At 57.5% G+C, this 13610-nt stretch carries 12 protein-coding genes; 5 read left to right on the top strand and 7 right to left on the bottom strand.

The genetic code is table 11. The features are described from left to right. Position 1 precedes the first annotated feature (1 nt). Positions 2-871: a hypothetical protein gene (locus FDP08_RS07495; RefSeq protein WP_137435364.1), complete on the bottom strand. Its 870-nt coding sequence runs from the start codon at positions 869-871 to the stop codon at positions 2-4. 386 nt (positions 872-1257) lie between these two features. Between FDP08_RS07495 and FDP08_RS07490 the strand changes: the two genes are divergently transcribed. From FDP08_RS07490 to FDP08_RS07480, 3 genes are all read left to right on the top strand, one after another. Continuing rightward, positions 1258-1776: a class I SAM-dependent methyltransferase gene (locus tag FDP08_RS07490; RefSeq protein ID WP_206077272.1), complete on the top strand. Its 519-nt coding sequence runs from the start codon at positions 1258-1260 to the stop codon at positions 1774-1776. Positions 1777-1849: 73 nt separating this feature from the next. Next, positions 1850-2995, top strand: a complete 1146-nt coding sequence (locus FDP08_RS07485; RefSeq protein ID WP_137435362.1) for a mechanosensitive ion channel family protein — start codon at positions 1850-1852, stop codon at positions 2993-2995. Between the two features lie 132 nt (positions 2996-3127). Next, entirely contained in the window at positions 3128-3766 is a 639-nt protein-coding gene (locus tag FDP08_RS07480; RefSeq protein ID WP_137435361.1) for an SDR family oxidoreductase, read from the top strand. A 25-nt stretch (positions 3767-3791) separates the two neighbouring features. On the opposite strand, the gene FDP08_RS07475 is transcribed toward FDP08_RS07480, so the two are convergent. Genes FDP08_RS07475 through FDP08_RS07460 form a run of 4 tightly spaced genes read right to left on the bottom strand, consistent with a single transcriptional unit; the run spans position 3792 to position 8656 of the window. Beyond that, positions 3792-4871, bottom strand: coding sequence for an alpha/beta hydrolase (locus FDP08_RS07475; RefSeq protein WP_137435360.1), 1080 nt, complete (start codon positions 4869-4871; stop codon positions 3792-3794). A 16-nt stretch (positions 4872-4887) separates the two neighbouring features. After that, complete coding sequence (locus tag FDP08_RS07470) at positions 4888-5751, bottom strand: universal stress protein (RefSeq protein ID WP_228263254.1); 864 nt, start codon at positions 5749-5751, stop codon at positions 4888-4890. Next, on the bottom strand, positions 5744-8146 hold the full coding sequence (locus FDP08_RS07465) for a Lon protease family protein (RefSeq protein WP_137435358.1): 2403 nt from the start codon (positions 8144-8146) through the stop codon (positions 5744-5746). The genes FDP08_RS07470 and FDP08_RS07465 overlap by 8 nt, the downstream gene beginning before the upstream one ends. Before the next feature lie 51 nt (positions 8147-8197). Beyond that, positions 8198-8656, bottom strand: coding sequence for a gamma-glutamylcyclotransferase family protein (locus FDP08_RS07460; protein ID WP_137435357.1), 459 nt, complete (start codon positions 8654-8656; stop codon positions 8198-8200). Between the two features lie 172 nt (positions 8657-8828). On the opposite strand from FDP08_RS07460, the gene FDP08_RS07455 reads away from it, so the two are divergent. Both FDP08_RS07455 and FDP08_RS07450 read left to right on the top strand, forming a co-directional pair. Next, positions 8829-9173 carry a PBPRA1643 family SWIM/SEC-C metal-binding motif protein gene (locus FDP08_RS07455; RefSeq protein WP_137435356.1) on the top strand — a complete coding sequence of 115 codons (345 nt, stop codon included), beginning with the start codon at positions 8829-8831 and terminating at the stop codon, positions 9171-9173. Positions 9174-9210: 37 nt separating this feature from the next. Then, complete coding sequence (locus tag FDP08_RS07450; protein ID WP_137437253.1) at positions 9211-9642, top strand: DUF3010 family protein; 432 nt, start codon at positions 9211-9213, stop codon at positions 9640-9642. Between the two features lie 54 nt (positions 9643-9696). Here the strand turns inward: FDP08_RS07450 and FDP08_RS07445 are convergent, their stop codons facing one another. Further along, positions 9697-12252: an EAL domain-containing protein gene (locus FDP08_RS07445; protein ID WP_137435355.1), complete on the bottom strand. Its 2556-nt coding sequence runs from the start codon at positions 12250-12252 to the stop codon at positions 9697-9699. Between the two features lie 18 nt (positions 12253-12270). Beyond that, the gene (locus FDP08_RS07440; RefSeq protein ID WP_137435354.1) at positions 12271-13599 is read right to left on the bottom strand and encodes a PilZ domain-containing protein; all 1329 of its coding nucleotides are present in this window, start codon (positions 13597-13599) and stop codon (positions 12271-12273) included. Positions 13600-13610 lie beyond the last annotated feature (11 nt).

Genomic DNA, 13610 nt, shown 5'->3' with positions numbered 1-13610 from the left:
TCTACCAGCCGAGCCTTAAGCTCCCCAGCAGTGCATCGCCCAAGCGTTGATCCCGTGTCCCCGTCGCCAGGTCCCGATACCGGACACGGGTATCCACGCTGGCGCCAACTCCCAGAACCACAGAAGGCCACAATCCTTCAGCCGGGCGGACCCGGTATGTCAGCTCCGCTCTCCACTCGCGCAGATAAAGCGCGCCTTCGACCTCCCGGGCCTCATCAAGCGTGGCCCAGCGATCTCCTTTACGTTCCAGCCGAAGCTCCCAGAGACTACCGGGGCTTTGCCATCGCAGCATAACGGGCAGATCCATCAGCCAGTGGCCGCTATCACTGGCGTACTCCCACCGCACCCGGGGAAGCCAGCGGAAAGAACCGAAGCGATGGTCGCCGCCGATACCCAGGCTCAGGGGCGAGCCCTCACTCACTGCCCGGAACATCGCCACACGGCCATTCACCACGTCACCATGGAATGCCTGGTGTTTGAACATATTGGAGGTACCGGCGAAGCCAGCCCGCGCTTCCACAAGGTAAAGGTGGTGTTGCCATTGGCCACCGAAGGTCAACCGGTGCAGATGGCCGTTGTGCGCCGGGGCGCCGGTGCGTATACGCAGGGGCTGATAGTCGTAATCAATGCCGAACTCGCCGGCAGCGCTCTGGTGATGCCACCCCAGCCCACGCTGAGATCGGGTCACCTCCTTGGCCGACGCCATCTCTTCCGGCCAGTCGTAGGGCTGCCACTGGCGGTACTGCAGGTAAACGTCGCTTGCGGCCTGAACGCTGTGAGGTAGGGCCAGGGCGGCTATCAGAAGAACTACCACAAGGAAATGGTGCAACGTCGTGCGACCTATGATGTGAAAATATTGTTTCTTGAACACAATACGGTCCCTCAATCATCAGAGGTATTCAGGCTTGTTTACCAAATAGGCCCGCAAATGCAAGACACCCCGACTTGAACCGGGGTGTCTGTTTTTACTGTTTCAATTATCGGGGCTCAATTCCCCTGAGTATCGGTGGTTAGTGCCCTGAACTCTCATTCACCAGGATCATGCCGTACATACCGTTGGTGATGTAATGGTTATCAGCCCGGGCAGTTTGACCGCTGTTTCCAGATCTCACTGCTATAATCGATGAACAATCCATGTGGCCAGGTTGAAAGAATGCTATGGCAGAGAGTGAGGAAAGTGGCAGCCCGAAGTACCACTCAAACCGAAGAACAAGCCCAGCGGCTTTCCTGCTTGGGTTCTTGCGGGAGCCGCGTCAGGTGGGCTCTGTTATTCCCAGTTCACGATTCCTGGAGCAACGCATCGTCGAGGCGTCGAATCTGTCTGCCGCCAGGCGGGTAATAGAGCTGGGGCCCGGTACTGGTGGCACCACACGAACGTTTCTGCGGCACCTTGGTCAGGATGCGAAGCTGCTTTCCATTGAGTTAAGCCCGTACTTCCATGAACTGCTTGGCGAGATCACAGACCCGCGTTTCACCAACCACCTGGGTAGCGCCGAAGATATTGCAGATATTCTGGCGTTGCATGATATGGGGCAACCGGATGTGGTCATCTCCGGTATTCCCTTCTCGAAAATGCCGGAAGGCGTTGCTACCAGGGTGGCGCAGGCAGTGAAGGACAACCTGGCCGAAGGCGGACGTTTCATTGCTTACCAGTTCTGCCGGGATGTAGCCTGGATAACTGACCCGATTATGGGGGCGCCTGCCAGCTGCCGGCTGGAACTACGGAATATTCCCCCGATGAGGGTTTATAGTTGGTTCAAGACAGCGGATGATTGAGCCGAGAACCGGGAGATTGTGAATCTTTACCCGATTCATGATTTGAGTGACATTCAAACCGAGTAATGAGCCTATGGCTGAATCATTCGCTGCGGCTGTGGCTGAACAGCTGAGGCAAAACCTTGGTGAAGCTCTTCTGGCCGTGACCGGCGAGGATGCGGAATGGGGAGAGTTTGCGGCTCAGTTGTTAAGCCAGCTGGTGATTTCCATTCTCTACCTTGCACTATTTATCGGGGCTTATCTGTTACTGACAGGCACCATCCGGCTGGTGATTGGTAAGCAGCGGGCCCAACAACCGTTTTTCTCACAGGTGCGGAGCGGTGCCCGTTATCTTGCCGGGCTGGGTGCATTGCTGGTGATCCTGGCTCAGTTTGGGGCTTCGCCTGAGTTCCTCAAGGCCATGGCCCGGGCGGGTTTGATGGTCCTGGGATTTTTTGTAGCCTGGATGATTGTCGGGCGGCTGATGAAGGAGGGAGTGACTCGCTACCGGCTGGATCCGTCTATCCGGCAGCTGGTCGAAAACCTGTTTTCAGTATTGGCCGGAACATTGGCTCTGGTGACGGTACTGGCCCAGTTCGGATTTGATGTGCTTTCGATAATTGCAGGCCTGGGCATCGTCGGTATTGCGGTTGGCTTTGCGGCGCAATCTACCCTGTCCAACTTCATTGCCGGTATTACCCTGCTGATTGAACGCCCCTTCCGTATCGGTGACTGGGTGACCATTAACGGCCAGGATGGCAAGGTGGTCAAGATCGCCCTGCGCACCACCTGGCTGCGCACCCGAGATAATATTTTCGCAATGATTCCAAATGACAGCGTGGCGTCGTCGGATATCATTAATTACAGTGCCGAGGGCGCAACCCGGCTCAATATTCCAGTGGGCATTGCCTACAAAGAATCTGCGAAGGCGGCCAGAGAAGTGCTTATGCCGGTTTTGCTTGGGCATCCGGAGGTATTGCAGGCAGCCGGTATGGAGCCCCGGGTGTTGCTTAAGAGCCTGGGCGACTCCTCGATGAATCTGGAAGTGAAAGTCTGGATTACCCCGGACAACCTGGATGTGCAGCCCCGAATAATGGCGGACATTCTGGAGCAGATGAAAGAGGCCCTGGACGCTGCAGGCATTGAGATTCCGTTCCCCCATCTGCAGCTGTTTATTGACGATGCCAAAGGGCTGAAGTCGATCGTCGAGCCCCTTTACCCGAAGCTGGCAGCCAAATGACGTGACAAACCTGGACAGATCCGCAACGGCCCATCTGATGCCCGCCAAGTGTGTCCGGTGCCTTGAATTGTGCGTGCAGTGCACTCAGCTATAGAAGATATTCACGCCAAACAGCTAACCAGGAGATCCGCCATGCATGTGTTCATAGCAGGCGCCAACGGGCAAATCGGGCAACACCTATTGCGGGAAATGGCAGACAGCGATCACGAGGCGAGGGCCCTGATCCGGCACCAGGATCAGGGCCCGGAATTGCAGCAACTGGGCGCTACGGAAACCGTAATGGGCGATCTGGAACACGACTGTAGCGAAGCCATGAAAGGCTGCGATGCGGTCATTTTTACCGCGGGCTCTGGCCCTCATACCGGGCCCGATAAAACCATCGATGTGGATCAGGACGGTGCTATCCGGCTGGTGGATACCGCCAGGGCCATGGGTATCAAGCGTTTTATCATGGTGAGCAGTATGCGTGCTGAAGAGCCGGAAAAGGGGCCGGAAAAACTCCGGCATTACCTTTGGGCCAAACACAACGCCGATGAGCACCTGAAGAACAGCGGCCTGAATTACACCATTGTTCGTCCCGGCCAGCTGACTAACGATGACGGTACAGGTAAGGTTGCGGTGAGTGCGCGGCTGGAGGATTTCGGTAAGATTCCACGGCAGGATGTTGCCCGCGTGCTGCTGGCGGTGCTGGATTCGGAAAATACGACAAACCGCGTTTTTGATGTGGTGTCCGGTGACACGCCGGTGCCTGAGGCATTGGCAGGGCTGTAATGGCTTTGAGGCTCCGCTTTTGCCTTTACGGTGAACCCGCTTCAACCCGTGACAGAAACTCCCCGATATGCTCGAAAGCCTCTTCGGCCTCGGGTAACAGCGGCGTAAACAGATGCCACACATGAACCATGTCAGGCCAGGTTTTCACTTCCACCGGTGAACCGGCGGCCCGCGCTTTTTCGACGTACCGCTGGGCGTTTTCCAGCAGCATTTCCGATTCGCTGACGTGAATCAGCGTTGGTGGCAGACCGTGTAGCTTCCCGCGCAGGGGCGATGCTATCGGGCTGGTGGGCAATACCCGCATGCCCAGAACGGTTCCCCACCACAACAGCGGCAGCGGTACCCGGGACAATTTTTTAACGGTTGGCCCCAGCATGACATCGGTTTTCAGGTTGGCACGGCTGCCCAGAGAGGTCAGCATAAGTTCGGTGGAGGGTGACAATGCAATCGCCGCGTTCGGTGGTTGCAGGCCCTGATCCCGTATCCAGGCGATAAGCCCCAACGTGTTGCTGCCACCAGCGGAGTCTCCCGAAACCACCACGAAATCCGCCGGAGCCTTTCCGTCCGGGCCGTTGTCCAGTATCCAGCGATAAGCCTGCCGACAGTCGATGATGCCGTCCAGATAGCGGTTTTCAGGCATTAACCGGTAGTCGACAGCAAAAACACAGGCGTGGGCCAGCCGCGACAGCCGGTCAGTGATGGCGCGATGGCTTTTGGGGCTGCCGGCGATCCAGGAGCCGCCGTGAATGTAGAGAATACGACGCTCGGGTCTTGCCCCCGGCGCAATTACCCATTCTCCCCTGGGGGAGCCGCTGGCAGGGGAGCGAATTTCAGAGACCAGTTGCAGACCATAGCTCATGCTGTCCATATAATCTCGCAACGCCTTCACTCGGGCGCGGCCACGGAGACCTTCTGCGGCGGCATGCATACCCTTGACGCTTTCAAGCACCTGTTGGCGAGCCTCACTCTGTTGCTCTCGGGTGGGTGCTTCGGTGGCGTCTCCGGCATCGTGATGTCGGCGCCGTACGATCACTACGGCAGCAATCAGCGCCACCATGATCAGCCCAAACCACATCATTGCGAACCAGGCGATTCCAAACATCATATACAGCCCTTACCTGTCAGGGTGTTACGGTAACCGGGAGGCTCGACGCTGCCAGCAGCTGTTCTGCGCCGGGTTCGTTGAAGAGCGCACATCCCCGGCTGACGACCAGTTGCGAGGCGCGCTCCTCCCGAAGCACCCGGGCTACGGTTAGCGGATTGGTATCAGATATAACCCGCAATCGGGTGCCGGCCCCGAGCACATCAAGATCATGCCGGATAGCGTCGAGCCGGTCGGCGGAAGGCTCGTGGTCAGCGCCCAGAATGATCGTCACCGGCAGGTGGGAATTCCGGGAGATTTCGGCTGCCGCCAATGTGGCCCGATGATTTGCCTCATCATGATCATTCAGGAAAACAACTACCCGGTTCTGGTAGGGAAGTTTCTGTTCGCACCACAGCAACACTTGCCCCGGTGACTGCCGAATCAGCCCCCGTGCGGTGGAGCCCAGCCTGGCACCAGCCGGGGAAGACCAACCGGTACGGCCGAGCACAAGGAGATCATCCGGGCCGGCGATTGCCAGTACCTCATCAATCACACGGCCGCGAGCAATACTGAGCGCCGCTTTGCCCCCGCGTTGCTTTACTGCGCCGGCAAGTGCGGCACGGGCATGATCCGCCAGCCGTCGCATGCGCTGTTCCAGAATGCCGGGGTCGAATGGCCGGCTGATCCCTGAAACCGAGCCAACCTCCCGGGAAAAACCGTATCCGGCGCTGCGTACCAGGTTTAACTCCTCAACAAACACACCCAGGATGTCGGCACCCCGTTTGCCGGCAATGTCAGCCGCGGCCTCGAGAGCCGCATAACTCATCCGTGACCCGTCGATAAGCACCAGAACACGCCCGCGCGCAGGCGCCTGCTCGTTGAGCTGTAAAGTATTAATCACGACTGGCGCCTCCATTGCTGTCACCGCGTTCTTCGCCGTTATCCTGCTTCTTGCTGATTTCGGCAAACCGGAACAGGCGATTGGCGACTGCCTGATTGAAGGACGCCTCGGGGAACTCACCGTTCCCGTCTGGTTCGCCGGCTTCCATGCCGGTTAACAGTTCAATCGCCTGATTGATATGCGTTACCGGGTAGATACTGAAATCACCATCGGCAATGGCCTTGCGAACGTCTGAGTTGAGCATCAGGTGTTCGACATTGCTGGCCGGTAAAATGACACCCTGTCCGTGAACCTTCCCGGACTCACGACAGACATCAAAGAAGCCCTCAATTTTTTCATTAACACCGCCCACCGCCTGAACCTCGCCATGCTGGTTCATCGAACCGGTGACGGCAAAGCTCTGGCGTAACGGTAGGCGGCTGATGGCCGACAGCAGAACACAGGTTTCTGCGACGGAAGCAGAATCGCCTTCCACGCCTCCATAAGACTGCTCGAAAGCCAGACTTGCCGACAGGGACAGCTCGCCATCACCCGCATACCGGCTGGCCAGAAAGCGGGAGAGAATCATCACGGCCTTGCTGTGAATCGGGCCGCCCAGTTTGGCTTCCCGTTCAATATCCACGACCTGTGCCCGTCCCGGTCGGGCGGTGGCGGTGATCCGGCTTGGCTGACCAAACATGGAAGCTCCGAGTTTGAGTACCGACAGCCCGTTCACCTGGCCCACGGTCTCACCCTCAGTCGCAATCATTACGATACCGCGGGCAATCTGCTCACGGCTCCGATCGCGAATCCGGCTGGCGCGGAATTCCCGCTCATCGATCGCCTGTTGGATATGATTCGCCTCAATAATGGCCGTGCCTGCCTGATCGGCCCAATGGTCAGCCTCGCTGACGAGATCCTGCAGCACCCGGTCGTGCGCCGTTAGCTTGCGCTGATCCGACGCCAGCCGGCTTGCCTGTTCGATCAGTCTTGCCACCGCGTCCCTGCCGAGCGGCCGGCATTTCAGCTTCCGCGCCATGGTGGCAATCATGCGGGCATAGAGCCCATAGCTGTCATCGTCCCGTTTGAGGTCGTCCTCAAAGTCGGCCTCTACTTTAAACAGGTCCAGGAAATCGGGGTCGTAGTGGGACAGCAGGTAGTAGAGCAGGCGGTCGCCGAGCAACACGACTTTGACCGATACCGGAATGGGCTCTGGCTGCAGGCTTATGGTGCTCGCCAATCCATACAGGCGCTCCAGGGATTCGATCCGAATCTCGCTGGAGAACAGAATGCGCTTCAGGCTCTCCCATGCCATTGGCTGGCTCAGTATGCGACGGGCATCAATGATCAGGTAGCCGCCGTTGGCCCTGTGAACCGCACCGCCCTTTATCAGGGTGAAATCGGTGTACAGGGTGCCCTGACGGGCCCGGTGCTCAATCTGGCCCGCCAGATGCTGATGATTCGGCAGGTCCTCATAAATGACGGGCGCCCCTGTTGTTTGCGCATTATCCACCAGCAAATTGACTTTGTACCGCCCCAGAAGACCAGTGGGTGGACCGTTTTCGGTGTCCTGGAACGCTTCTGCATGCTCCACCACGTCCTCGCGTATGGCATCCAGGTAATCGACAACGGCGGGAAGATGCCGCCATTTTTCGCGAAGCTCTCCAATCGGGCCACCGAGCGTGAGCTGAACCATCTCTTCATTCAGCGCATGAACCCGCTCCCGGACCTCCTTCCGCAGACGGGGGACCTGTTGAATGTTCTGCTGCAGTTTTTTCTGGAGTTCTTCTACTTTGGACTCAATGAGCTCTTTTTCTTCATCAGAGAACTTTTTATAGTCCTCTGGATCAATCACCTCGCCATTGCGCATCGGTGCAAAGGTGAAGCCCGCAGGCGTGGTTATCATGGCAATGTTATTGGCGTTGGCCTCTTCCTGGATTTCAAACAAACCCTGGTGCTGGCGCTTTGTCATTTCCTCCTGCAGCTCCTGCAGACGCGCCTGGTACTCCTCGCTTTCGAAGGCCGCCGGAATTGCTGTGCGCAGTTCCCCGGAAAGGTCATTCATATCCTTCTTGAATTGCCGCCCTTCGCCGGCTGCCAGACGTATGGCCCTGGGCCGGTCCGGGAATTCGAAGTTGTGAACGTGGCACCAATCCGCAGGCACAGGTTGGCGCTCGGCATGTTTGCCAAGGAAGCGCTCGACCAACTCGTGCTTGCCAGCACCGGAGGGCCCCAGGACAAACAGGTTGAATCCGTCGGCTTTCATGCTGGCCCCGAACTCAAGGGCACGCAGCACCCGCTCCTGGCCATAAGGCAGCTCCAGGTCTTCCAATGACTCGGTGGTATCGAAATCCAGTTGGTCGAGTGGGCAGCGGTGATAGACCTGTTCCGGGGTCAGGGGGGTGGGTAATGTCATCAAGGTCCTCCTGAGGAGTGACTGGCAGCGTATGGCCAGCGGTGTTCTGGGTTAATCGGAAATCTCGTCTGTAAGCTCCAGCACGAGGGGATCCATCAGCCGGTACACCCAGGCTGATTCACCATCCTTCAGCGTCATTTCCACCCGCTCATAGCGCACACCCAACCGTTCGTAGCGATCCAGAGCTCTGAGTTCATCGGCATTCACTGTGACAACTTCGCCTTCGGTGACCGCGCCCGCAACGGGTTTGATGTCCAGCTCTTGCTTACGGAAGCCGGGTAGCTTTGCGGGTTCACTATCCCCGGCGCGGCCTGTCACCAACCAGCGCACCCATGGCTTCGTGAGAGTGCCGTATACGAATACCGAATAGGTGGCATCGTCGTCTATGGTGGGCAACTCTCCGGTCGGGTTATAGCCGTAGGGGCTGGCAAAAGTCAGCCAAAGGTAGCCAACCCCCAGAATAAAGAGGGTCAAGACACTCGCCAGGGTGTATCGAATTGATTTTCTCATCGGACTTTACGCTTCGTCTTCAATCGTATGGCCAGTATACACAAGCCTCCTCATTGAATTTCCACTTGTGCCTATATAACCGATCCCGGAAGCGTGCTACAACGTCTTCGCCCAGCCGTAGCGAGTGTTTCTTGAAGCGCCCGGGAACTCTTTTATTTATCAGGATCACAGCATGTCAGACAAATTTTTCTTCAAAGGCCGGCAGGACGCGCGCCAACACCACACTGCTTACGGCGGCTTCCAGACCAATGCCAGTCAAAAAAGTGGCAGCAAGAAGTTCCCGTTAACGCTGGTGGTAACCAGTGAGGCGCGCAAGCAGGAGATCGAAGCCCAGGTGGCGGAGGCCAGGCTGCATGCCAACATTGCGGTTGATACCAGTGAGGGTGCGGTTGAATCCATCACCGAACTGACTGCACTTCAGAACAAAGGGGCGACCGTCACCGCGGCGAAAGCACCTTCCCGCAACGACCCTTGCACCTGCGGCAGTGGCCTTAAATTCAAGAAGTGCTGTGGCTGAGGCCGTTCAGGCTATTGAGAGCAAGGGGAGCAATGCCATGATTGTTTGCGGAGTGGAACTGACCGGCAGCGACGCGGTGGTGTGTCTGCTGAAACTGGATCGGGGGCAGTTCAGTCTGCCGGAGTGCAGGGTGCGCAAGCTGTCCCTGAACAGGAACCACACTCGGGACGATCTGAAACAGTTCCAGGTGGCTTTTGCTGAGCTTATGGCGGAGCACGGGGTCACCAGCGTCGCGATCAAGGAGCGGATGCCGAAAGGCAAATTTGCCGGTGGCGCCATCAGTTTCAAGCTGGAGGCAGCCATTCAGCTGATTGACGGTGCCGGTCTCGAGGTAAGGTTGCTTTCGCCAGCGCTGATCAAGTCCACGCTGGCCGCCAACCCTTTGCCGATTCCGTTTGCCGAGACCGGATTGAAAGTCTTTCAGGAAACCGCCTTTACCGCAGCGTATGTGGGGCACATGGCGAAGTAGCGCGTGGGCACAGAACGGACCCGCTGATCATCTTCAACACCAGTATGGGCGGACTCAGTGGTGTTGCGCCATGGCCCAGTCGCAGAATTTGTCCAATGGCATCGGCCTGGCAAACAGGTAGCCCTGCAGCCGGTGACAGCCCAGGTAGCTGAGAAGCTCCCGGGTGTTATTGTCCTCCACGCCTTCGGCTACGGCTTCCAGCCTGAGGGCGCGTGCCAGTTTCAGGGTGTTCTGGACAATTCCCAGGTCATTCTGGTTGGAACACATCTGGCTTATGAAGCACTGATCAATCTTCAGCTCGTGGATGGGCAGGCGGCTCAGATAGGCCAGGGAGGAGTAGCCCGTGCCAAAATCATCCAGGGCAATCTTGCAGCCGCTGTCGGCAATCTGAAGCAGGGATCCGATCACAGCCTCCATGTTGTGCATCATGGAGGTCTCCGTCACTTCGAAGATCACGCGATTCGTGGGAATGGCATGTTCCGTGATCCCCGCCAGTGCAAAGGTCACAAAGTGGCTGTTAGTGAGATTCTGAACCGACAGGTTGATGCTGCAGGTAATGTTGAGTTGTCGGCGCTGCAGCGTCTGCATGGTTTTCCAGGCTTGGGATACGATGTAACGCGATAGCACATCCATCAAGCCGGCATTTTCTGCGATTTCGATCACTTCCCCGGCGGGCACTGCCCCGAATCGCGGACTCTGCCAGCGCAACAGTATTTCTGCGCCCACCAGTTCCTGGCCAGTGTTGTTCATTTGCGGTTGCAGGTAAAGCTCCAGCTCCCCGGCCAGGATGGCCGGCGGCAAGGCGGTCAACAGATCCAGGCGGCGCCGCGCGAAATCGGAGATTTCATTGTTATAGACCTGCACCGGAACCTTGCGTGATTCGCTGCGGTCCCGTGCTGCCGAGGCGTGTTGGTACAGGATTTCCGTGCTGTCACCATGCTCCGGGGCAACAGCCACGCCGCAGTGCAGATTCATGAGCACAGGTAGCCGGACGGCATGGACAGAGATTTCATGATTACCCACCACCTGTTCGATGAAAGGCTCCAATGGGCCTTCGAACTCATCGAGGTCAATCAGGAATGCCGCTGAGCCGAATCCGGGAATCGCAATGTAGGCGTGCTGCCGGCTTTCCAGGCAGACCACAACACCCAGCCCTGCCAGTTTATGGTTGAGCTTGCCAATCAACTGACAAAACACTTCTTCTGCCAGCCTGTGGCCCATGCTGGACGCAATGTCCTTCACCTGTGGATAGTGGACCAGCGTGAGTGCGATCCGTTTTTTCTGAGCCATCATTGCCTGTAACTGCTGATTGAGCAGGGAGGCATTGGGCATCCTGGTCGTCGAATCGTGCATGGCCTGTTCAATGGATTGCATTTCAAGAGCCCGGACCTGTCGCTCGGCCATTTGCTGTTTCCGCAGCGCTGCCAGCTTGCGAGCCCGTTCGTCCTTGATGCGATGGGCCAGGGCAAAGGAAAGTAGCAGCACCTCCGCGACCGAGCCGACCTGCATGGCGTGGTTGGTGACGAGGTTTACCGGCAGAAGATCGAAGACGCTCAGCAAATACAGGGCGGACCCCAAGGCAAAGGAAGTCCAGGCCAACACAAAGTAACGGGCAATGGCGACGCCGGCCCTCAGGCCTGCCAGCCCCACGGTGATGAGCAATGCAATCACCAGGGTGCCCAGCAGGCCGGCGAACAGCGCACCGTTTATAGGATCGGCCCAGGTGTAGACAATCAGCACCCCGGCCAGTCCGGCGGCGATCTTCATGCTGCGATCCCAGCGTGAAGAAATGTCCTGCCATTTCAGAAAGCTGCGCGCGAACATCAAGGCAAACAGGGACGCAAGTGCGGTGCTGATGGGCAGGGCATAACGGGGCAGTATCGGGTGCCCGCCCCAGAACCAGGCGCTCCCGGCCCCGGAAATGCAGAGCATCAGCAGGCTGATCGAGACGATGTAGAGCACGTAATAGCCGTAGGCCAAATCCTTGAGGGAAAGGAACAGGAACAGGTTGTAGATCACCAGTGCACCCAGAACACCGAAATAGGCGCCCCAATAGAGGCTCAGGTGTGAAAATCGAAGCAGCAGGCGGTCCTCGCGCCAGAGTTCGACAGGCAATTGCATTGACGTCGCTGACCGTGCCCGCAGGAACAATTCCACCTGACCGTTCAGGTCGCGCGGTAACGGCAGGGCCACCTGGTAGCTGCGGGCATGCTCTCGCCGGCTTTCAGTTTCCTGGCGACTGGTGCGGTAGATCGCTGGGAGTTGCTGATCACGCACCAGATAGAGGTCCACTTCCTCCAGCAGTGGGTAAGGAATCACTAGGTACCATTGACGGGTCAACGGTTCCGGAAGTGTCAGGGTCGTCCTGAGCCATACTGCCTGGTCGGTGAACCCCAGGTTCAGTACGCTGTCATCGTACTTTTCCTGCCATTGTTCGTGTTGCAATGCCTGATCAAGGGTTTGTTCATCACCCAGAAAGTACTCGATGTGATTGTTCAGACTGTATTGGCCAGCGTCACCCTGAATCGTCAGTTCCTTGGCGTTGGCGGTAACGGCGAATAAAAGGAATATCGCCATCAACCCCGCCGGCCATTTGTCGTGTTTCATCATGGTGCATTCCTGTTCACCCTATTCGTCCAGCGGGCTGATCATCCGGCCGGTAAAGCCGAGAAACTCGGCTTCTTGGCAAAATGCGGAAAATTCGCCTTCCCCTGCGCCCGGTTGGCGAAGCAAAACCAGGGCTTCAACCAGACACCCTGGAATGTCCCGGTTGCTCCAGTCCGGCATGCGTGGCCACATCAGGAATTCCTCGTGCGAAAGCACCACCTTTTCCACCGCGATTTGCCTTTGCTGCAGACGTTCGCGGGCAGTCAGGCTGATGCAGGGGTGGGTATCATCTGCGATAAGGGAGCCTGGGGATATATGCTGCTGGAGCTCCAGTACGGCATCGCCATGATGGGTTAAACCGATGTACAGCTTTTCGTCCTTCAGATGGGCCGGGGAGGACGTCTGCAATATCGTGCCCTGATCCGTGACTATCTCCCTGTCCTCCTCATAGCGCGGATCAAACCCGATCACCTTGTCATACAAGCTGGTGAGATCCTGGCACACCGCATTGCCGATGCGACCGGCACCTCCCAGTACGACAATGCTGGTCTGCTGGCTGTATTGGGGGCGCTCACGCATTTTTCGTGCTACGTCCCAGATCATATAGCGCGTTCCCAGGCTCCCTTCCACCAGCGGTTCGGTAATCTCGATACCTGCTTTCATGACGAAGTTGGGGAGCCGCCCAACGAGGGCGATCCGCTGTACATCGGGGTAGTCCCGCTGTAATTGGTCCAGGTAAAAGCGAACCTTTTCGGAATCTTCCTCTAACTCATGCTCCATAAATTGCGACGCCACCAGCAGGCCGCGCTTGTCCTGATTGCGAATGAAACCAAGCACCAGGTTGGGTGGCATACGCCGAGCCATACCGGGCGTGAAATAGGACCCGGCCTGTTGCTGGTTACCGTAAACCGCAAACAGAAAATGCGGTCTTGCCATGGCATGAATGGGGGAGCGCAAAAGGGTATTGGTCAACAAAACCGCAAAACGGCGGCTACTCCTCCATAATGCACGCTTGCTTCTGGCCGTCAGGCGTTGCCAGGACGGGGCAACGTCGTAGAGTTCCCTCAGCTCGTATTCGGAAAAGCGCCTGTGGCAGAATTGCATACCAATGTGGGACTTACCGATGTAAGCCACGGTCGCCGCTACGTTCATAGTGGCTTTGTCGGGAAAATCGACGTCCGTGACCTCGCCGGGGCGGATATACACTCCCTCTGGCCTTTTCAGCCGTAATCCGCTTGCCGATACGTCCAGTGTATTGGTTTTAATGGTGTGATTGGCATACTTCAGAACCACCGGGAGTCTGATCCCGGATCGCAAATGCCGGCGATACTCTCCATGCATCCTTATCATCGCTGGCCCCC

Source organism: Marinobacter panjinensis, from assembly GCF_005298175.1.
Lineage (GTDB): Bacteria > Pseudomonadota > Gammaproteobacteria > Pseudomonadales > Oleiphilaceae > Marinobacter > Marinobacter panjinensis.
This window is presented reverse-complemented; position numbering and strand designations above follow the sequence as displayed.

Bases quoted from the DNA above. Each gene is read 5' to 3' on its own strand.
- FDP08_RS07465 (WP_137435358.1), bottom strand. From the start codon at position 8,146: ATGACATTACCCACCCCCCTGACCCCGGAACAGGTCTATCACCGCTGC.
- FDP08_RS07475 (WP_137435360.1), bottom strand. From the start codon at position 4,871: ATGATGTTTGGAATCGCCTGGTTCGCAATGATGTGGTTTGGGCTGATC.
- FDP08_RS07455 (WP_137435356.1), top strand. From the start codon at position 8,829: ATGTCAGACAAATTTTTCTTCAAAGGCCGGCAGGACGCGCGCCAACAC.
- FDP08_RS07480 (WP_137435361.1), top strand. From the start codon at position 3,128: ATGCATGTGTTCATAGCAGGCGCCAACGGGCAAATCGGGCAACACCTA.
- FDP08_RS07450 (WP_137437253.1), top strand. From the start codon at position 9,211: ATGATTGTTTGCGGAGTGGAACTGACCGGCAGCGACGCGGTGGTGTGT.
- FDP08_RS07440 (WP_137435354.1), bottom strand. From the start codon at position 13,599: ATGATAAGGATGCATGGAGAGTATCGCCGGCATTTGCGATCCGGGATC.
- FDP08_RS07445 (WP_137435355.1), bottom strand. From the start codon at position 12,252: ATGATGAAACACGACAAATGGCCGGCGGGGTTGATGGCGATATTCCTT.
- FDP08_RS07485 (WP_137435362.1), top strand. From the start codon at position 1,850: ATGGCTGAATCATTCGCTGCGGCTGTGGCTGAACAGCTGAGGCAAAAC.
- FDP08_RS07460 (WP_137435357.1), bottom strand. From the start codon at position 8,656: ATGAGAAAATCAATTCGATACACCCTGGCGAGTGTCTTGACCCTCTTT.